Annotated in this window: 16 protein-coding genes and 1 tRNA gene; 7 read left to right on the plus strand and 10 right to left on the minus strand. The window is 48.8% G+C overall.

Features of this window, described 5'->3' with window-relative positions:
* Nucleotides 1-3: 3 nt before the first annotated feature.
* From O4H47_RS15470 to O4H47_RS15495, 6 genes are all read right to left on the minus strand, one after another.
* Complete coding sequence (locus O4H47_RS15470; RefSeq protein WP_269394915.1) at nucleotides 4-933, minus strand: ABC transporter permease subunit; 930 nt, start codon at nucleotides 931-933, stop codon at nucleotides 4-6.
* 9 nt (nucleotides 934-942) lie between these two features.
* Nucleotides 943-1,869 carry an oligopeptide ABC transporter permease OppB gene (gene oppB / locus O4H47_RS15475; protein ID WP_269394916.1) on the minus strand — a complete coding sequence of 309 codons (927 nt, stop codon included), beginning with the start codon at nucleotides 1,867-1,869 and terminating at the stop codon, nucleotides 943-945.
* 181 nt (nucleotides 1,870-2,050) lie between these two features.
* Nucleotides 2,051-3,685, minus strand: a complete 1,635-nt coding sequence (locus O4H47_RS15480; protein ID WP_269394917.1) for a peptide ABC transporter substrate-binding protein — start codon at nucleotides 3,683-3,685, stop codon at nucleotides 2,051-2,053.
* 611 nt (nucleotides 3,686-4,296) lie between these two features.
* Nucleotides 4,297-5,583 carry an acetyl-CoA C-acetyltransferase gene (locus O4H47_RS15485; protein ID WP_269394918.1) on the minus strand — a complete coding sequence of 429 codons (1,287 nt, stop codon included), beginning with the start codon at nucleotides 5,581-5,583 and terminating at the stop codon, nucleotides 4,297-4,299.
* A 12-nt stretch (nucleotides 5,584-5,595) separates the two neighbouring features.
* The gene (locus O4H47_RS15490; RefSeq protein WP_269394919.1) at nucleotides 5,596-7,566 is read right to left on the minus strand and encodes a 3-hydroxyacyl-CoA dehydrogenase NAD-binding domain-containing protein; all 1,971 of its coding nucleotides are present in this window, start codon (nucleotides 7,564-7,566) and stop codon (nucleotides 5,596-5,598) included.
* 37 nt (nucleotides 7,567-7,603) lie between these two features.
* Complete coding sequence (locus O4H47_RS15495; RefSeq protein ID WP_269394920.1) at nucleotides 7,604-10,078, minus strand: acyl-CoA dehydrogenase; 2,475 nt, start codon at nucleotides 10,076-10,078, stop codon at nucleotides 7,604-7,606.
* A 262-nt stretch (nucleotides 10,079-10,340) separates the two neighbouring features.
* On the opposite strand from O4H47_RS15495, the gene O4H47_RS15500 reads away from it, so the two are divergent.
* Both O4H47_RS15500 and O4H47_RS15505 read left to right on the plus strand, forming a co-directional pair.
* Entirely contained in the window at nucleotides 10,341-12,059 is a 1,719-nt protein-coding gene (locus O4H47_RS15500) for a long-chain-fatty-acid--CoA ligase (RefSeq protein ID WP_269394921.1), read from the plus strand.
* The gene (locus O4H47_RS15505) at nucleotides 12,059-12,472 is read left to right on the plus strand and encodes a MerR family transcriptional regulator (RefSeq protein ID WP_269394922.1); all 414 of its coding nucleotides are present in this window, start codon (nucleotides 12,059-12,061) and stop codon (nucleotides 12,470-12,472) included. Before O4H47_RS15500 ends, O4H47_RS15505 begins: the two co-directional genes overlap by 1 nt.
* Here O4H47_RS15505 and O4H47_RS15510 read toward each other — a convergent pair.
* Both O4H47_RS15510 and O4H47_RS15515 read right to left on the minus strand, forming a co-directional pair.
* On the minus strand, nucleotides 12,469-13,059 hold the full coding sequence (locus tag O4H47_RS15510; protein ID WP_269394923.1) for a hypothetical protein: 591 nt from the start codon (nucleotides 13,057-13,059) through the stop codon (nucleotides 12,469-12,471). The genes O4H47_RS15505 and O4H47_RS15510 overlap by 4 nt on opposite strands.
* Nucleotides 13,060-13,276: 217 nt before the next feature.
* Nucleotides 13,277-13,351: transfer RNA gene (locus tag O4H47_RS15515), tRNA-Val, on the minus strand.
* Nucleotides 13,352-13,517: 166 nt separating this feature from the next.
* Between O4H47_RS15515 and O4H47_RS15520 the strand changes: the two genes are divergently transcribed.
* Together O4H47_RS15520 and O4H47_RS15525 are read left to right on the plus strand one after the other, a co-directional pair.
* Nucleotides 13,518-14,384, plus strand: coding sequence for a fatty acid desaturase family protein (locus O4H47_RS15520; protein ID WP_269394924.1), 867 nt, complete (start codon nucleotides 13,518-13,520; stop codon nucleotides 14,382-14,384).
* Between the two features lie 128 nt (nucleotides 14,385-14,512).
* Complete coding sequence (locus O4H47_RS15525) at nucleotides 14,513-15,319, plus strand: alpha/beta fold hydrolase (RefSeq protein ID WP_269394925.1); 807 nt, start codon at nucleotides 14,513-14,515, stop codon at nucleotides 15,317-15,319.
* Between the two features lie 15 nt (nucleotides 15,320-15,334).
* Here the strand turns inward: O4H47_RS15525 and cpdR are convergent, their stop codons facing one another.
* Entirely contained in the window at nucleotides 15,335-15,694 is a 360-nt protein-coding gene (cpdR, locus tag O4H47_RS15530) for a cell cycle two-component system response regulator CpdR (protein WP_269394926.1), read from the minus strand.
* 179 nt (nucleotides 15,695-15,873) lie between these two features.
* Between cpdR and O4H47_RS15535 the strand changes: the two genes are divergently transcribed.
* Nucleotides 15,874-16,758, plus strand: coding sequence for an N-formylglutamate amidohydrolase (locus O4H47_RS15535; protein ID WP_269394927.1), 885 nt, complete (start codon nucleotides 15,874-15,876; stop codon nucleotides 16,756-16,758).
* A gap of 291 nt (nucleotides 16,759-17,049) precedes the next feature.
* Nucleotides 17,050-17,877: a histidinol-phosphatase gene (gene hisN / locus O4H47_RS15540; protein WP_269394928.1), complete on the plus strand. Its 828-nt coding sequence runs from the start codon at nucleotides 17,050-17,052 to the stop codon at nucleotides 17,875-17,877.
* A gap of 12 nt (nucleotides 17,878-17,889) precedes the next feature.
* Here hisN and O4H47_RS15545 read toward each other — a convergent pair whose 3' ends face one another.
* Entirely contained in the window at nucleotides 17,890-18,885 is a 996-nt protein-coding gene (locus O4H47_RS15545; RefSeq protein ID WP_269394929.1) for an alpha/beta fold hydrolase, read from the minus strand.
* Nucleotides 18,886-19,300: 415 nt separating this feature from the next.
* Between O4H47_RS15545 and O4H47_RS15550 the strand changes: the two genes are divergently transcribed.
* Complete coding sequence (locus O4H47_RS15550) at nucleotides 19,301-19,768, plus strand: Hsp20 family protein (protein ID WP_269394930.1); 468 nt, start codon at nucleotides 19,301-19,303, stop codon at nucleotides 19,766-19,768.
* Nucleotides 19,769-19,771: the final 3 nt, after the last annotated feature.

A 19,771-nucleotide genomic window follows, 5' to 3' on the forward strand; every position in this document is an offset into this window, starting at 1 on the left:
CTCCTATCGATCTTTGGGATCAAGCGCATCGCGCAAGCCGTCGCCAATGAAGTAGAAACAGAACAAACCAACAATGAAGAACCCAAGCGGGAACAAGAGTTGCCATGGCGTGCCATATTGAATGGTTTTAGCACCATCCGAAATCAAAGCACCCCACGAGGTCAGCGGTTCTTGAATACCCAGGCCAAGGAATGAAATGAAGCTCTCTGTCATGATTAAGCCCGGGATCAATAGCGTTGTATAAACGGCAACAATACCCAAGAGATTTGGCAAAACGTGCCGCATGATAATGGTGAAACTTCCAACACCGGAAGCAACGCTCGCCTCAATATATTCTTTGTTCTTAATAGACAAAGTCTGACCACGCACAATCCGCGCCATATCCATCCAAGCAAAAGCACCAAGACCTGCGAACAACAACCACAATGACCGGCCAAACATCACAAACAGAATGATCAAAATGAACATATATGGAATGGACATCAAGAAGTCGACGAAGCGCATCATGTAATTGTCAACACGACCGCCAACATATCCCGCAATTGCGCCGTATAGAACGCCAATGACCACGGCAACGGCCGTACCGACCAAGCCCACCAGTAGCGATATCTGTGTACCTTGAAGGGTACGCGCATAAATATCCCGACCTAGATCGTCAGTCCCAAAATAATGACCAGACGCAATTGAAGGGAACCCATCGGTTGCCGCATTGCCAATCACATTCCAGTCAATCTCTTCGTATGACCAAGGTGACAACGCAGGTCCAACAAATGACCAAATCACCATAAGTGTAAGAACAAACACGCTTACGACTGCAGCCTTGTTACGCTGAAAGCGTTCCCATGCATCTTGCCAAAGAGAGCGTCCCTCAACCTCTTTACTATTCGAAGCAACCTCAACGAGGCTCGACATTTTTTCTTTGCTTACCAACATTTTTGCCTCCTAAGCCAACCGGATTTTCGGGTCTAGCCAAGCATAAATAATGTCAGCAAACATATTGAACAGGATGGTGAGGGAGCCAAAAATAATCGTTGCCCCCATGAGCAGAGAGTAGTCTCTGTTCAGAGCAGCCTCGATGAAATATTGCCCCATACCGCCGGTTGAAAAGTACATGTCGATAATCACCGAACCAGTGATCATGCCCACAAACGCTGGGCCAAGGTATGACACAACGGGCAACAAAGCCGGCTTGATGGCGTGCTTCATAATGATGCTCGACATCGGCAGGCCCTTGGCCTTCGCTGTGCGAATGAAGTTGGAATGCAAAACCTCCAGCATCGAAGATCGTGCGATACGCGCAATTGACGCCATATAGCTTGTGGACAGCGCGATAACCGGCATGATGATATATTCTATGCCGCCGCCATTCCATCCGCCGCCTGGCAAGACCTTTAGCCAAAGCGTAAAAATGATCACCAAAATTGGTGCCATCACGAAGTTTGGCAAAACTTGCGCGCCAATGGAAATACCAACGGCGAGATAATCCAACCAACTATTGTGCTTAATTGCAGCAATAATGCCCAAAGGCATGCCAATGGCAACTGCTGCAACAAATGACCAAAAGCCGTAAACCAAGGTCACAGAGAAGCCCTGAGAAAGGATACTGTTTACCGTTTGGTCTTTATAGCGGAAAGATGGCCCAAAATCGAACTGGGTGATGATGCCCGAAACATATCGCCAAATCTGAATCAACCATGGCTGATCCAAACCATATTTTGCCTCAATATTTGCCAACACCTGCGGCGGCAACGGTTTTTCTGAAGTGAACGGACCGCCTGGCGCTAAGCGCATTAGGACAAATGAAAAAATAATAAGAAAAAGGAGCGTCGGAACTGCCGACAATGCTCTCTTTACAATAAAGCTGAACATAAGCTTTGACCCTGCATCCCTTAGCGTGCCTCTTCGATTTGTGCATCATATCAGCCAAGCAAAAAACCGGCATTTCAACAATGTGAGAGGGCATTCGCTAAATACTGGAACCTGCATTTTGCAGTGCTCCAAAAAACGAAGGCACCGCGGCAAGCCGCGGCACCTCCAATTCGCTTAACTGCTATTCAGCAACCTTATAAAGGTCACGGCTATACCAGTTTTGCTCTACGTTACCAAAAGGCCAGCCCTTCAGAGAAGTCTTCAGCATGAAGTTGCCAGTATAGTGATACACTGGGATCACAGGCATTTCTTCTGCCAAGATTTGCTCAATCCGCGTGTAGTTCGCAGATGGGTCAGCACTTGTTTTCGCTTCAGCCAACAGTTGATCAACTTCTGCGTTTGACCATTTACCGTCGTTGTAGCCAGAATCTGTGTCTACAAGATCAAGGAATGTTGATGCTTCGTTGTAGTCACCACACCATGCGCCACGTGCCAACTGGAAGTCTTGTTTTCCACGTACATCAAGGAATGTCTTCCATTCCATGTTCGCAAGAACAGCTTCAACACCAAGCTTCTGTTTCCACATTGCTGCAATTGCAGTTGCAATTTTCTTGTGGCCTTCAGACGTGTTGTACAACATGTCAAACTTCAATGGATTGTCTGCACCAAATCCAGCTTCAGCCAAAAGCTCTTTAGCTTTTGCGTCACGTTCAGCTTGTGTCCAACCGGCGAAATCTACGTCAGGAACGCTAAAGCCTGCTGTTGCTCCAGGTGTAAATGTGTAAGCAGGATACTGACCTGCTTGCAATACTTTCTCAACAACCACGTCGCGATCAACTGCATAAGCAAGCGCTTTACGCACACGCACGTCTTGGAACGCAGGGTGACCTGAATCAGTCAAGTTGAATGTATAGTAGTAGTTACACAGACGTGGGAACGAGAACGTCTCCGCTGGTAACTCTTCTTTAAGACGAGGATACTGACCTGCAGGAACTGCTGTTTGGTCAAGCTCACCGGCACGCCAGCGAGTCAATGCCACGTTGTCGTCATTGATGACCAATGTCACAACTTTATCAAGTATTGTCTTGTCGTTGTTCCAATACATTGTGTTGCGTTCGCGAGTTGTGCGCTCTTTAAGAACCCACTCGGTCAGCTTGTATGCGCCGTTTGAAACCATATTTTCAGGGCGTGTCCACTGATCACCATGCGCTTCGATTGTTGCTTGGTGAGTTGGGAAAACTGTTGCGTGGGTTGTCATCGCAACAAAGTACGGTAGAGCTTGGCTCAATGATACTTTGAAGGTGTAATCGTCAACCGCTTCAACACCCAATTGGTCAGGTGCAAGGTCGCCTGCAAGAACTTCAGAGCCGTTCTTGATTGACATCAGATCGATGTACCAAGAATAAGGTGAAGCGGTTGCAGGGTCAGCTGCACGACGCCATGCATAAACAAAATCGTTAGCCGTTACAGGATCACCATTTGACCATTTCGCATTGTCGCGAAGTTTAAAGGTGTAAACTGTGTTGCCTTCAGAAGCTTCCCAGCTTTCCGCCACACCTGGAATGGTGTTGCCGTCTGCGTCTTGGTTAGTCAAACCTTCAAACAAATCGCGAAGAATATCTGAACCAGAAACGTCTTCGTTCAATTGTGGATCAAGTGTTGGAATGCCATCGAGCAAACGGTATGTGAATGTTTGATCCGCAGCTAGCTTTTCGCCAGTCATTGGATGCATTGCATCAGCGTAAGCAAAACCGCCAGCCATTGAGGCTGCGATAGTTGCCGCCGTAGCAACTTTAAAAATTGAGGTAAACTTCATAAACTACTCTCCCTAGTAGACGTTTCCTTCGACCTCGACTGTCGCTTTTGTGGACAGTCTTTTGGTCTTTTATACAAGAGGACTTAATAGCCCAAATGCGAGGCTAGAACCTAGCGTTCAACCGCCCTTTTTGGCAAGCACTGTTTGAGGGTAAACCCCGCGTTTGGCGGTCGCAAATCAGCACAATTTGTTAAACTAGGTTCATTGATTCAAGTTTTGTGTTTATATTTCAGTGAATTAGTTCGAAGGCTAATCACTTTCCTCTGATCAAAATTTTTTTGGAAAACTGGTAAAAAACTGCCCCCGGCGAGGAAAAACCACACGCTGAATATCCCTTAAACTTGAAGGCGCTAACCCCATTTGTCCGACAATACATCTCAATTGCTGCAATTGTACGCAAGGGTACGGCAGTTCTAGACCAATCGGACAATTTTCTTAAGGGAAATACTTAGAACAGCCAGACACAATACCTATGGTTGTGCCCGTTAAGTGTCAGCACACGTTCCATCCTAATCGAGCGCAGATTTGCAAATTCTCAAAGGCTTGAGCCAGGCGAGCGAACAAGGCAAATTGGCCACGCAAAGCATTTCGCGTGGCCAAAAAGATGGGCGCTAGCTGCGCTCAACAATTGCAGCCACACCCTGACCGCCAGCGGTACAAACAGAGATCAACGCGCGTTGTTTTTTGCTCTCATCAAGCAATTTTGCAGTTACACCCAAAATACGCGCCCCAGTGGCCGCAAATGGGTGCCCATAAGCAACACTTGAGCCTTTCACGTTCAACTTCTTAGGGTCAATCTTGCCCAAAACCTTGTCACGGCCAAGCACCTTGCGGTTGTACGCCCGATCAGAAAAGGACTTAATGGTGCAAAGCGCTTGCGCGGCAAAAGCTTCATGCAATTCAAAGAAGTCAATATCGGCAAATCCCAAGTCCTCTTTGCGCAACATATTGGACACAGCAATTGTTGGCGCCATCAATAGCCCATCGCCCGCAGCAAAATCATTCGCAGAAACCGCACCCGCACGCAAATAGCCAAGTATCGGCAAACCGCGCTCTTTGGCCCATTCCTCACTGGCCAGCAAAACTGCAGCCGCGCCGTCGGTCAGCGGTGTAGAGTTCGCCGCTGTTAATGTGCCGTGGCCAGACTTGCGATCAAATGATGGTTTCAGCGTCGCCATTTTCTCAACGGTTGAATCAGCACGCACATTATTGTCGCGCATAACACCCGCATGGGACACAATCAGATCATCGTGGAACCCCTCGTCATAGGCTTTGGCGGCATTAATGTGGCTGCGCCACGCCAATTCATCTTGTTCTTCGCGGGTCACGCCCCATTCGCGGGCCATCAACTCACAATGCTGCCCCATCGATAAGCCGGTGCGCGGTTCGGACGTTGAAGGCGCATTCGGCACCACTTCGCCAAACGAGAAGCCTTTGAACACGCCAAGTTTTTGACCAAGCGTCTTCGCGCGGCTAAGTTTGATCATGCGTTTAGAAAACTTAGGCCCAAACACAATAGGGCTATCGCTAACGCTATCCGCGCCACACGCGATACCGCTTTCTATGTCACCAGAAGCAATTTTGGCGCCAAGCATCAATGCCGCTTGCAAAGATGTACCGCATGCAATTTGTACCGTGGTGCCCGGCGTCGTTGGTGCCAAGCCAGCGTTCAAAGCTGCTTCACGGGCGATATTAAAATCACGTGCATGATTAAGAACAACGCCACCCATCACCTCGTCAATGTGCTGCCCCTTAAGGTCAAACTTGTCGACCAAACCCGACAAAGCGCCAGACATCATCGACAAACTTGTTTCATCCATATAGCCCGTATATGCGCGGCAAAACGGAATTCGAGCACTGCCAACGATTGCAACGCGTTTAAGTGTTTTATTCGCCATCAAATCTCTCCCTTACGCCTTGCCGTCTTTGCGCGCCTGCATCGGCCCACCAAGGAAAGGCGCAAAGCCCGTACCAAAAATCACACCAATGTCGGCCATGTCCGCGCTGGCAACAATGCCGTCCGCAACACAAACCTCACATTCATCAACCAATGGCTTCACCAACTCACGGCCAAGCCCTTCAAGGTCCGCAACATTTGCCGCTTCGCCCTTGGTTGGTTTCCCATCTTCCCATTTGTAAAAACCTTGGCCCGTTTTACGACCCAAGTGACCACTCGCCACTAGCGAAGCAAACTTGCCACCTTGTTTTACTTCCTGGCCAAGCTCTTCGGCGACGGACTTGCCCACATCAAGGCCCACAACATCCATCAATTCAATCGGCCCCATTGGCATGCCAAAGGCAACTGCGGCTTTGTCGATGGTGACGGGGTTTTCGCCATTTTCGACCCGCATAACCGCTTGCAACATATAGGGCATCAACACCCGGTTGACCAAGAAACCCGGCGCGCTTTTCACCACGACTGGGCTTTTGCCAATCGCTGTACAAAAGCTTGCGCCAATACGCACCACTTCGGCGCTATTGCCCTTTTGCTCAATCACCTCAACCAATGGCAATTGTGCCACGGGATTGAAGAAGTGAAGACCAATCAATTTGGACGGATCTCTAAGAACGGACGCAATCTTTTCCAATGGAATTGAAGATGTGTTCGTCGCCAATATTGCTGTTGGTTTCAGTTTCGCCTCAAGCGAAGCAAACAGCTTTTGCTTGATTTCCAAATTTTCAACAATCGCCTCAATCACCACATCCGCGCGTGAAACGCCTTTGGCTTCTGTATCGGGGATCAATCGCGCCATTGCCGCCGCAACAAGATTTGGTTTGCGCAAACGCTTTTTGAATAGTGATTTTGCCCGCTTCAGTGCCGGTGCAATGCGCTCCATATCCAAATCTTGCAACGTCACTTCCATGCCGCGCAACGCGCACCAAGCGGCAATGTCGCCACCCATCACACCAGCGCCAATCACATGCACACGCGCAAAATTTGGTTTTGGACCTTTTTGAACGCCTTGCGATTTCAAACCTTCAGACAAAAAGAACACGCGACGTAGATTGGTCGCGGTATCTGTTGCCATTAATGGGGGGAAGTGCTCGAGCTCCGCATTAATGAAAGCTTTTGGATTATCGCCATGCTTTTCGTAAATATCGATCAGCTTGTGGGGTGCAGGGTAATGCTTTTTGTTGGCTTTTTTGCGCACGCTTTCGCGCATTTTGTTCGCTGTAAAACTGCGCAGCGGCCCCATGGCCATAACACGCTTTGTAAATCCGGCGGGTTCTGAAGCGCGTCGCTGCATAACAGCCTTACGGGCTTCCCAACGCAGTTGGTCTTTATGGCGCACCAATTTATCAACAAAACCCATGCCTTTGGCCGCGCCCGCACGGTAGAACTTGCCGGTCAACATTGCGGTCATTGCGGCCACTGGGCCTGCTTGGCGAATTGAACGTCCTGTGCCACCAAAGCCTGGAAAAATACCAAGCTTTACTTCGGGGAAACCAATCCGTGTTTTGTCATCATTAACGGCAATGCGATAATGGCAGGCTAAAGCCAACTCAAACCCACCGCCCAAACAGAACCCGTGAATACCAGCCACAACAGGCACCTTAAGGTTCTCAATGCGATTGAAAATCCCATGTGCCTTTTTCAAAGCCTCTGGCAAAATCGACGGATCACTCATGGCGTCAAATTCGCGCACATCAGCACCCGCAATGAAACCATTGTCCTTCGCCGATAACAACACAACGCCAGCCAGCTCATCAGAGGCCACCAAATCTTCAAACCGCAACGTCAGGGTTTCAAGTTCGCCCATGCATTCTGTTCCCAGAACGTTTACTGGCGATTTTGGCGTATCAATGGTCAGCCAACCAATTTTTTCTACATCGACTTCAAAGCGCCAGTATTTCAGCTTTGGCATTTTGGGTTGTGCCACGTTTTTGCTCCCCATCTCATATCAGTTTCGCCGGTGGTTATTCAGCAGCAATATGGCCGCCATTAGCACCCGACTTGTTGGTTTTTGCAAGCTCATCCGGCGCAAAGTCATCAACCCGGATCACATTGTCCGTCGCTTCATCCGCTGCACGCAAGAGACCCGCCTCATTATGATTGATGATATTTTGTTCAACTGCATCATCAATAGCGTCCCGATCAAGACGTCGCGAAATGATGCCTTTCTTGAGCGCACGGATAAATTTTTTCTCCGCATCAGCAGCTTCTTCAACCTTTTTGAGCGCATCTTCAAGAATGCCGGTGCGGTCTTCAGGATCAAAACTTACAAACAGGTCACGTGTGAAACGGTCACGCTGCTCTGAATGCATCAACATTGCTTTGGCCAATTTGTAATTTGCTCTATCGCCAGAAGGTTGGGCATAGGCGCCAAATGGAAACACCAAACGACGCATAACAAAAGTCATCACAGGGTTTGGGAAATTGGCAAACACTTGTTGAAAACTCGCCTCGATCGCCGCGATCCGATCTTGCACAATCGCTTCAACAACGGGCAGGTCTTCAGCTATTGCGCCGTCGTCCTCCCAACGTTTTAAAGTCGTCGACCACAAATATAGATCCGACAGAATATCCGCCATGCGGCCCGAGAGCATTTGCTTGCGTTTAATGTCACCGCCAAGCACCACAACAACCCAGTCGCCCACCAGCGCAAAGCTTTGCGCGTAACGGTGTAACTGTTGATAATGCTTTTTCAATGGCCCTTGCGTTGGCGAGGATGCGAAGGCGCCCAAAGTGATATTGTGGAATAACGATCCCGCAATATTGCGCAGCATGAATGCAGTGTGACCAGCAAAGGCCTTATCAAAGGCTTTCAAGCCCTCTTTTGCGTTTTCGTCCTGTGCTGCTGAGATCTCGTTGTATAGGAACGGGTGAGCCCGCAATGCGCCTTGAGCGAAAGTAATCAAAGTGCGGGTGAGGATATTCGCCCCTTCAACAGTAATGGCCACAGGTACCGTTTGATAGGCTGAGAACAAATAGTTCGCGGGCCCGTCGCATACCGCGCGTCCGCCGTGGATATCCAACGCATCATTCATCCGATCGCGCATGGCTTCAGTGGTACGATATTTAAGCAAAGCGGATATCACGGAGGGTTTTTGCCCCTCGTCAACCATGGCAGCGGTTACCGCGCGGGAACCTTCATACATGTAAGCGTCTTTTACGATCCGTGAAAGTGGCTCTGCAACGCCTTCCATCACCCCCACAGGGATTGAAAACTGGCGGCGAATGCGCGCATAGGCGCTGGTTACTCGCAACGCTTGTTTGATCGAAACGGTTCCAATTGCAGGCAAAGAGATCGCCCGACCTGTTGACAAACACTCCATCAACATGCGCCAACCCTGGCCGCAATATTCGGTACCACCAATAATCCAGTCAAGCGGAATGAACACATCTTTGCCGCTATTTGGCCCATTCATAAAGGCTGAGCGCGCGGGATAATGTCGCCGCCCAATTTCAACGCCTTTGTGGTTGGTGGGGATCAAACCCAAGGTAATGCCAACATCTGTGCCTTTGCCCAAAAGATTATCTGGATCATAAAGATTAAATGCTAAGCCAAGTAAGGTCGCAACTGGTCCGAGCGTAATATAACGCTTGTCCCAATTCAGCTTGACGCCCAAGACTTCTTTACCTTCGTGCTCACCATAACAAACAACACCAGAATCGCGCATACCCGCAGCGTCAGAACCGGCGTGTGGACCCGTCAATGCAAAGCATGGCACTTCCAAACCATTGGCCAAGCGCTCAAGATACTTTTCTTTTTGAGCAGGCGCTCCATATTTTTCGAGCAGTTCGCCCGGCCCCAAAGAATTGGGTACCATGACAGAAATGCCGGCGGCGATGGAGCGACAAGCCACTTTGGACACAATCATCGACTGCGCCTGCGCAGAGAAACCCAGTCCACCGTGATCCTTGGAAATCAGCATGCCAAGGAACTTATTCTCTTTAAGATAGGTCCAAACATGTTCGGGCATATCGGCCCGATTGTTGCGAGTGTCCCAATCATCGATCATGGCACAAACTTCTTCCGCAGGGCCATCCATAAAGGCTTGCTCTTCGGCTGAAAGAACTGGCTTGTGAATATCAAGCAGCTTGTTCCATTTTGGCTGCCCCGAAAATAATTCCGCATCCCACCCAACCGTTCCTGCATCCAAAGCCTCTTGCTCTGTACGCGAAACCTTAGGCAGAATTTTCTTCACTGCTCCATAAATCGGGGCCGTAATCAGCAGACGGCGAATAAATGGCACCGACAAGATGACCATCAAAACGCCCGGAATATATAGAAGCGAACCAACGCCCAGCGGCGCAAAACCCGCACCGACCAGCATCTGCCAAACGGCAGCAAAGCCGAGCGCAACCAGCCCCCAGACCACCAGCTTTACTTCAAACAAAGCCAAAGCGTAAAATGCGGCTAAACCTGCTATAATAAGAAAAAGCGCCATCATTGCCTCCTGCTAGCGGCGTCGCCACACCAAGCAGCAAGCCACATACAACCATGATTTTAGTTCATTGCACATTGGCACAGATATACGTTAACGTCAACACAATGACGATAAAGGCAAGAGCCTGAATTGCCTAACATTTGAAGGTGCTTAAGCGATCCACCACCCCTAAACTCGAAAATGTTTTTGCGGGACGTCGCTTAATTGACGTTAACGTCAATACATGCAATAGTTTTTGCAACCAAATTAAGGGGAGTGGGAAATGGGAACAAAATCAGCAACGCACAAGCCGTATCAACCTTGGATCGAAAACTATCCTGAAGGAATTGACTTTTACGCTCCGGTCGATACCACCCCTGTGCCCGAGCAAATCGATGCGTCTGTCAAGAAACACGCAAACAGGGTCGCCCTTGATTTCCTTGGCAAAGAAACAACGTTCGCAGAACTTGGCGAAGCGATTGATCAAATGGCGGGCGCTTTGCAAAAGCAAATGGGCATCAAAAAAGGCGACAGGGTCGCCCTTCTCATGCCAAACAGCCATTTCTTTCCGATCGCTTATTATGCCGCACTAAAAATTGGCGCAACAATCGTCAATTGCAACCCGCTATATACTGTCCCCGAACTTACCCATATTCTTAAAAACTCCAATTGCAAGGTCATCATCACCCTTGATTTGGCACTCACATTCGACAAAGCAGAAGCGCTTGCACAAGATAACTTGTGCGAAAAAATACTGGTTGCCCACTTCCCTAACGCGCTACCGACCTTAAAGAAGGTGCTTTATAAGCTTTTAAAGAGCAAGGATCTCGCCAATATAGCTGCTTCATCGCAAGCAGGTAAGACAGTTCATTGGGATGACTTGATGAACGCAGGTCACCTCCCAGACAAGGTTGCCCTAAGCGGCGATGATATGGCTGTGCTCCAATTTACGGGCGGCACCACCGGACTTCCCAAAGCCGCCGTACTCACCCACGCAAATATTGCGGCGAACTTGAGCCAGATCGACTTGTGGGGGCTTGATTTATTCAGGCCACCAGCCAGCCTGATCGCGGTTTTACCCTTCTTCCATATTTTTGCAATGACGGTGTGCATGAACACCCCATTGGTCAACGGGGTTAAAGTGGTCATGCTGCCGCGCTATGAAAAGCTCCCGCTGCTCAAATTAATTGTGCGCACCAAACCAACAATCTTTCCAGCTGTTCCCACCCTTTCACACGCACTGGCTACAGCCCCAGAGCTAGACAAATATGACATTTCAAGCATTGAAATCGGCATTTCGGGCGGCGCAGCGCTGCCAAACGAAACAAAAATTGCTTTTGCCAAAGCAACCGGTGGCCGAATAGCTGAAGGGTACGGCCTAACCGAAACCGCACCGGTTTTGGCATGCTCACCACTCTATGGAACGAACAAAGAAAACTCCATCGGCCAACCCATGCCCGGCACGGACATTCAATTTGTCAGTGTTGAGGATCCTTCGGTATTTGTTGAACCCGGCGAGCGCGGCGAGCTTGTTGCCAAGGGCCCTCAAATTATGCCTGGATATCTGGACAACCCTGAAGCAAACGCCGAGGCCTTTGTTAATGGCTATTTCCGAACAGGCGATGTTGGGTACATTGACGAAGAGGGCTTTATCTTCATCGTCGACCGCATCAAAGACACCATCATTTGTTCTGGTTACAATGTTTACCCGCGCGCCATCGAAGACGCGCTTTACCACCACGATGCGGTTGATGAATGCAATGTCATCGGCGTTAAAGACGAATATCGAGGCGAAGCGCCAATTGCATTTGTGAAGCTGGTCAAAGGTACCACTGCAACCGAAGACGAACTGATGGCGTTCATCCAAACATATATATCCAAGATTGAAATGCCGCGTGAAATCATCTTCAAAGATGAGCTTCCCAAAACCCTTATTGGCAAGCTGTCGAAAAAAGAGCTACGCGAAGAATACCAAAAAATGTCGGATTCGAAGGCATCGTAATGGATAGAATACTGGAAAAACCAGCCGAAAAGAAACAAGATCTGTTTTCAATTGCTGAACTCGCCGACGAGTTCAGCATTTCCACCCGAACAATTCGATTCTATGAGTCTAAAGGCCTCATCATTCCCGACCGTGTGGGGACCACACGGGTATTTCGCCGCCGCGACCGCACCCGCTTACTGCTCATACTGCGCGGCAAAAGGCTTGGATTTTCACTGAGTGAAATATCCGATTACCTCGAGCTCTATGACGCCGACAACACCCAAGCAACACAAACCCAGCATTTGCTGGAGCGGGTCAATTCAAGACTATCGATGCTGCGCGCCCAAAAAGAAGATTTGGAAATAGCGGTCAAAGAACTTGAGGCCATGCAAGAATACGCTCTTCAGCAACTAGAAAAGCAAACAAGCTAAATCGCTTTCAACCCATCTTGGGCAAATGCGGGCGGTTTATGATCAAAAACATCGACCACTTCAACGCCCTTAAACACATCACGCCGGACAGACAGGCACTTATAAGGGGCAAGCCCATTCCGCTTTTCGTGCTGTTGGGTTTGTGAACCAAAGAAGTTTCGTCGATCAGGGCCGAAATAGTCGGCGGTTTCATAGTATTTGATGACATTGTTCAGCTGTCGTTTTGCGCGCGTACGCAGCATATCAAAAGTACATGGGAATTGAACAATGTCGTCAAATCCAATACCGATATACTGCCGCAGCTCCTCTTTTGAGATCTCTTTTGCCATCAATATGATTGGCGAAAATCGAACATCATCGTCTTTGTAGGTTCGAATTGCATTGATCGCCGCGCGGATTTGAACGACCTGACTGGACTGCGAAAAGAAACAATAATTGATGTGATGTCTGGAGATCGCCTGCTCAAGCGATTCAAAGTCGTTAACGCAAAATGTACGCATAAAGCCGATCGAGATTAGGTTGGCGCAAAACGCCTCCGACCACCGTCCATCTGCTGAAAATACTAACGCACTACATCTATTGAGCATGATCAAATACTTAAAAGTTACAAACGAAGACTAGCAGCTCCGCCTAAACTTTTAGTAAATTGTTGATGAAACCAATTATTGAGCAACAAATCAATTTGTCGATTTTCCACAAACCGATCAACCAGTGCAAAGCGCATCAGGGTACGAAACACACAACGGCGCGAAACAGGCAGATGCCCATTAAGAAACAAATCAAGATGAATAGAAGGGGAATGGATGGTGGGCGTAACTGGGATTGAACCAGTGACCCCTACAATGTCAATGTAGTGCTCTCCCGCTGAGCTATACGCCCATCCGTGCAATCAAGATTGCTGGGGTGATAGACCATAAAACCACAATGCGGGTCAATAGCTATTTGTCCAAAATTTGGCATTCCCTGCCCGGGCGCAATTGCGACCTAGACATATTGCGCATCGCTTTGCATACTCGCTGCAATATTTGCCGCAACAGGATAGCTAATGCCACTAAGCACAACACAAATTGCTCGGTCGATGATGCAGGCGCAACGCAACAAACTCGCATTGCCCACACTCGCCGCCTCATTGTTGTTGTTGGCACTTTTTGCATTGGCAATAGGCGGTTATCTTATGAGTTACATCCCACTTTGGGCGGCAAGCCTATTGTCATTTTTTGCCATACATATGAGCTTTGCCGTTGCTCATGAAGCAACCCATAAAACCATTTCAAATCGCTCAAACGCTTGGCTAGATCAGCTGTTAGGCACCTTGCATGGCTGGCTGCTCGTTTATGACTTTCCCACATTCAAGTTTTTACACCTACGCCACCACGCCAACACCAACGACCCCGAACACGACCCTGATTACTGGCTTCAAAACGTCTCGATCCCCAAAGGTCTGTTTCTAGGACTGTTCGTCCCCCTTCACTATTTGCGCATGTTTGTCATTGCAGACAAAAAACACGCAATCTCAAAGACATTCGCAACATCGAGCTATATTCGTATCGGCTTGATCATTGCGGTATTAATGATTTTGCTGATCATGTTTCCGGTGCAAACCTTCTTCTTATGGCTAGCCCCCGCATCTATTGCTTCTTCCGCTATCGCTGTCTCACATAGAATTTTACACACCATTGAACAGACATCTGATCGCAAAAAGACCACACTGATCGTGCGCGGAGAACGATTTTGGGAATATATCGTTAGCCCATTTTTTTGGCTGAATAACCATCACTTTTTACACCACGAGTATCCAAAATTGCCCTGCTACACCCACGAAAGCCTTTTCGCGCAAACCCAAAACCAACTGAAAAAAGATGGTGTGCAGGTGCGAACAATTGGTGCTCACACAACCCCAAGCGCGAAATGATGGAGCAGTCCCTTCTTCGCACTACCAAAATTGATACGTGGCGCAACCAATCTCACCCTTTGCCCAAAAATTCAGTTTACCGTTCGATTGGAGGGCGAGAGGAATTTCAGGCCTATTATGATAAATCTTTGAGTTTGTTGGATGGGGATGTTGAAACAAGCGTGCTCGCCACATCCTTTGGCACCACCCATGTTACCAGCATGGGCAATCGCCAAGCAAAGCCACTCTTAATACTACCCGGCATGTCCATTACCGGCCCAATGATGCTCAACTTCTTTGCCTATCTGGCTAAAGACCATTGGTTGATCGCGCCGGACCTAATCGGCCAGCCGGGCCGCTCTGCTGACGTGCCTTTCACTATGAAAAACAACGCCTACGGCAAATGGCTCATAGAGCTGATGGATCAGCTGCATCTTGAAAAGGCAGATATTGCTGGGGCCAGCTTTGGGGGTTCAATCGCACTAGAAATGCTCAAACTCGCCCCAAAGCGGGTCGACAAACTTGCGCTTGTTGTCACCGCAGGTGTTACGCCCAAATTGCCCTACATCAAGATTTACGCCAAGCTCTTGCTCTCCTGGCTCGCCTATCGTTTTGTTCCAAATAAAGCAATCTTACCCACAATAGCCCGTCCATTGTCGCGCCATTTGACGCCGGACAACATTGACTATCTTGACATCATAATTCGCCAAACCGCCTTTTGGCGACATCGGCCAGCTGGACCATTCTTTAAAAATGATATGCCCAAAGATATGGCGCCGGTTTTTATTGTCTTCGCCCGAAACGACATTATGTTCCCATACGATAAAACACGTGCCCACGCAGAGCGCATCTTGAACATCGGAATTGAATTTGTGCTTGAAGAAAGCGCCCACATGCCTGGCGACAAAGAAATGGCCCCTATCCACAAAGAGATAGAGGCCTATTTCAAAACCTAGAGAAATGAGCGAACACTATGCGGCAAGCAAGCGTTCCACTTCATCAACCAAATCTTTCAAATGAAATGGTTTTGACAAAACAGAGGCGTCTTTTGGTGCCTCGCTATCCGGGTTGAGCGCAACAGCAGCAAAACCGGTGATAAACATCACCTTCAAATCCGGATCAAGTTCAGTGGCGCGACGGGCCAATTCAATCCCGTCCATTTCTGGCATCACAATGTCAGAAAGCAGCAACGTAAATGGCTCTTCACGCAAGCGCTCATAAGCCGAGCGTCCATTGTCGAATGCAACCACTTCATAACCGGCATTACCCAATGCGCGCGTTAAAAACTTGCGCATATCGTTATCATCTTCAGCCAACAGAATTCGACGCATCGAAAAAGCCTCTCCAAAAGCAATCAATTGATTCGGATTTTGCCTGTGTGTGGCCACAAACTCAAGCCAACAACGTCACTATTTATTTCTGCACATCAAATCATCTTGTTCGGGTGGACTTCATAATCATTCTTCTACACAATGTGCTCTGGGGAACAGCACCGTAATTCGCGGAGAACATGTTGAAATCAGACTATTTTGACCGACCAGCTTTTGAAACAATCCGGCCGCGCGTTCAACGCGCCCCATTTGTTTTCAATTCACCCCATTCGGGCAGGGACTATCCAAAGCGCTTTGTGGATCAAACGCGACTAGATGAATTGAGCATTCGCCAATCTGAAGACGCATTTGTCGACGAATTGTTTGGCCGCGCGCCCAACTTTGGCGCCCCCTTATTGCGCGCTCACTTTCCACGCGCCTACTTGGATGTAAACAGAGAACCCTACGAGCTCGATCCGGTGATGTTTGAGGGCCAACTGCCTGACAATTACAATACAATGTCGCCACGGGTCGCTGCTGGCTTGGGGACCATTGCAAAAATTGTCGCTGAGAAGAAGCCCATATATCGCACTAAGCTCTCGCTAGCAGACGCACACATGCGCATTGAGGGCATTTACAAGCCCTACCACGCTGCCTTGCAAAACCTTTTGAGCCAAACCCTTGAAAACTTTGGCATTGCTGTTTTGATTGATTGCCATTCCATGCCGAATTTGGATAAACGCGGCAATGCCAGTGCACCAGACATTGTGCTGGGCGATCGTTTTGGCTCAACCTGCCACCCAATGATTGCGGACCTGACCGATACACTATTTACAACGGCAGGCTTAAAAGTTGCGCGCAACCGTCCTTATGCTGGCGGTTTCACCACCAAGACCTACGGCAAGCCTGGCAATAATGTCCATGCCCTGCAAATTGAAATAGGTCGGCATCTGTATATGAACGAAGTGACGTTAGAAAAAAGCGCAAACTTTGCGCATATGCAACAGCTCACTCATCAGCTTATTTCACTCTTGGTGCGACTGGATTTGCGCGAGTTCATTGACCAACCGCGCGCCGCCGAATAAGCAAGAACTCAAATATTTCAAATTTTTTCCGAAAAAGGGGCCGCCCGAAGCGGCCCTAGTCAAGGGAGGAAACGTTAGCAGCTCAAAGCAATATTTGCTGAGTTGCCAATGCATCATGCATCTACTGGGGTGAACTGATTTGCCCCAAAATGCAAGCCATCAACCAACAACAAAACAACCAATTCGATAAGCTGTTGCCAAAATGACTCTACCAAAACCATAGAACAGCAGTGTAAAGATTTCCTAAACCTTCATCAAAATCCAACAAAACCAGCAAGTTGATAGAAAAAAATGAAAAATCCACGAATAGAATCCACCGAAGATTTGGATTTCGATTTAATTCACAGAATTTTGCTGGAAGCATCTGAAAAAGCGCAGAATATTACGCTTAAATACTTCCGTAAAACTATCGATGTTGAGAATAAACTGCAAAGCGGGTTCGACCCTGTCACCGCCGCAGACAAGGAAGCAGAATTGGCGATCCGCGCCGTTATCGCGAACCATTTCCCAGACCATAGCATATTTGGCGAAGAATGGGACAATAAGGAAACGAACAGTCCGTTCAGCTGGATCATTGATCCCATCGATGGCACCCGCGCCTTTATCTGCGGCTTGCCTGTGTGGGGCACTCTTATCGCCCTTACCTATCAAGGTGAAGCAATTGCTGGCCTCATGAGCCAGCCCCACATCGGTGAGAATTTTGTCGGATTGCCAGGCAAGTCATTTCTAACACGCAACGGCACACACAGTAATTTGCGTACAAGCGGCGTGAAAGAATTGGGCCAGGCCAACTTATTCACCACATCGCCTCGCATCTTCTCGCGCGCGTCTTCTCTTGCAGCCTATGACAGACTGGAAAACAATGTAAAGCTCGCGCGCTATGGACTGGACTGCTACGCCTACGCGATGCTGGCCTCTGGCCATGGCGAGTTGGTGGTCGAAGAAGACCTTAAGAACGTCGACATAGCTGCAATGATCCCCATTATCGAACAAGCTGGCGGCATTGTCAGCACCTGGTCAGGTAAACAAGCCTCCAACGGCGGACAAATCATCGCGGCAGCCAATGAAGAAATCCACAGAGCGGCTTTGGAAGTGCTTGCGCCTGCAGCAATCGATTAGATTGCTATCTGGCTAAAAACCTTTGGTTTGTTCAGTGATAAAGGCGTCAAAGGCGGCAAACGCCTGCGCACGAATGGCATCCGTTTCCATGAAAATCTCATGGCGGGAGTTGGGCAACACAGCGTGGCGTCCAATGCGCATACTGATCCCCAACTGCTCAATTGCGGGGGTCGAGACCACACTGTCAGACGCCGCCCCCAACATGAGCACTGGCAACCGAATTTCAGAGGCAAACTCGCTGGTGTTGGCGCGCAGCATCGCTTTAAACGACGCGGCGCCCCAACCAATGGACGGCGCGCCAATTTCCAAATCGGGACGGTGATCAAGCGTTTTGACCATGCGCATATATCGTGAATGATCCGATGTTATGTCATTGCCGGGAAATGTTGCTTCACTCGGGTGGGGGAAATTCCATGGATTAAGAGGCAATCTTCCAAGACCAAGATATTTACCAGCGCCCAAAATTGTAGCTGCTGTTGCAAGGCTCACGCCCGTATCCACCGACACCATTGGCGCACTTAAAAACACCCGATCGAACATCAATCTATCGCGGGTTGCAGCCAATAAAGACACAAGACCACCCATTGAGTGACCCACTAGGAAATAGGGCGGCGGGCAATCGGGTAGCAAGATCTGCGCGTGGAAATCCACAAGATCCGTCACATAGTCGTCGAAATCCTCAACATAGCCAAGTTTGGGATTGCCTATTAGCCGGTCGGACCCACCCTGCCCGCGCCAGTCGAACGCTGCCACCTGAAAACCACGCGTTTGAAAATCAACAATCGTTTCAAAGTATTTTTCTATATATTCCGTCCGCCCCTGCACCAAACAAATGGTGCCCCGCTTTTTTTGACCAAGCGCGGGAAATATAGCGTAACGCAATCGCACTCGATCTTGGGTCGAAAAATATCCTGCTTGCGCACCCTCTGGAATGGGGTTTGAAGGAATATTGGCAAGTTCGGGGCCCAAAACCTGAGCAACTGACGAAGATTTGGCTGGCAAAGACATAAAGCCCCACAAAATTGAAAATTGGCAAAATTCACTGTCCTATTTAGTAAGGCACCGCAGACAAAAAAACCAGCAATCCGAAATGAATTGCTGGTTCTTTTTGTGAGATACCATGCGGGGGGCGGATGATGGCATCTCATTTTTCAATTGGTGTGACGCTTTTCGAAGTGATCAGACTTTTTGCTCGCCACATTCAAACAATTACCAAGGACCGACTGAACGATTTCCGAAGCCAGCATTCATATTCGGTTCATCGAAGATAATTTGAGTTCCATCGCCTCTTGAAAACAAAAAAATAGGCACAACATATTTGACGTTGGCTGCCACTGAAGGGGCCAACTTGAACCGCCGCCGCTCCAAAGTGGGGCCGTTCAATTTGTCAAATCGATGCATGTTGCTCACAGGAGAATATGTTATGCAAACTCTAGATCTTTCCCCATTCTACCGCTCAACGGTGGGCTTTGACCGCCTGTTTTCGCTTCTTGATGACCAAGCACCCCAAGAGGCCAACGCATTTCCACCCTATAACATCGAGCGCACGGGCGAATTCACCTATCGCATCTCTATGGCCGTCGCGGGCTTTTCCGCTGACGATATCGTCATCGAGACCAAAGAAAACGCGATAAGCGTCAAAGGGGCCAAATCAACCTCTCAGACGGAACAGAAGCGCGAATTCTTGCACCGCGGCATCGCTGAACGATCATTTGAACGTCGGTTCCAATTGGCGGACCATGTAGAAGTTCAAGGCGCAGATCTGCAAAACGGACTGTTGCACATTGATCTGGTGCGTGAGCTGCCCGAAAGCAAACGTCCACGCAAGATTGCAATTGGGACGGATAAAGCAAATGAAACAAAGACTATTGAAAACGATGTGAAGAACTAAACT

Origin of the sequence: Maritalea porphyrae (assembly GCF_027213965.1) — a bacterium.
Lineage (GTDB): Bacteria > Pseudomonadota > Alphaproteobacteria > Rhizobiales > Devosiaceae > Maritalea > Maritalea porphyrae_A.

What these genes read in the sequence shown, in the direction of transcription:
- O4H47_RS15495 (WP_269394920.1), bottom strand. Translation starts at nt 10,078, where the DNA reads ATGGCGCTTTTTCTTATTATAGCAGGTTTAGCCGCATTTTACGCTTTG.
- O4H47_RS15545 (WP_269394929.1), bottom strand. Translation starts at nt 18,885, where the DNA reads ATGTCTTTGCCAGCCAAATCTTCGTCAGTTGCTCAGGTTTTGGGCCCC.
- O4H47_RS15500 (WP_269394921.1), top strand. Translation starts at nt 10,341, where the DNA reads ATGGGAACAAAATCAGCAACGCACAAGCCGTATCAACCTTGGATCGAA.
- hisN (WP_269394928.1), top strand. Translation starts at nt 17,050, where the DNA reads ATGAAAAATCCACGAATAGAATCCACCGAAGATTTGGATTTCGATTTA.
- O4H47_RS15510 (WP_269394923.1), bottom strand. Translation starts at nt 13,059, where the DNA reads ATGCTCAATAGATGTAGTGCGTTAGTATTTTCAGCAGATGGACGGTGG.
- O4H47_RS15505 (WP_269394922.1), top strand. Translation starts at nt 12,059, where the DNA reads ATGGATAGAATACTGGAAAAACCAGCCGAAAAGAAACAAGATCTGTTT.
- O4H47_RS15470 (WP_269394915.1), bottom strand. Translation starts at nt 933, where the DNA reads ATGTTGGTAAGCAAAGAAAAAATGTCGAGCCTCGTTGAGGTTGCTTCG.
- O4H47_RS15535 (WP_269394927.1), top strand. Translation starts at nt 15,874, where the DNA reads ATGTTGAAATCAGACTATTTTGACCGACCAGCTTTTGAAACAATCCGG.
- O4H47_RS15550 (WP_269394930.1), top strand. Translation starts at nt 19,301, where the DNA reads ATGCAAACTCTAGATCTTTCCCCATTCTACCGCTCAACGGTGGGCTTT.
- O4H47_RS15520 (WP_269394924.1), top strand. Translation starts at nt 13,518, where the DNA reads ATGCCACTAAGCACAACACAAATTGCTCGGTCGATGATGCAGGCGCAA.
- oppB (WP_269394916.1), bottom strand. Translation starts at nt 1,869, where the DNA reads ATGTTCAGCTTTATTGTAAAGAGAGCATTGTCGGCAGTTCCGACGCTC.
- O4H47_RS15485 (WP_269394918.1), bottom strand. Translation starts at nt 5,583, where the DNA reads ATGGCGAATAAAACACTTAAACGCGTTGCAATCGTTGGCAGTGCTCGA.
- O4H47_RS15480 (WP_269394917.1), bottom strand. Translation starts at nt 3,685, where the DNA reads ATGAAGTTTACCTCAATTTTTAAAGTTGCTACGGCGGCAACTATCGCA.
- cpdR (WP_269394926.1), bottom strand. Translation starts at nt 15,694, where the DNA reads ATGCGTCGAATTCTGTTGGCTGAAGATGATAACGATATGCGCAAGTTT.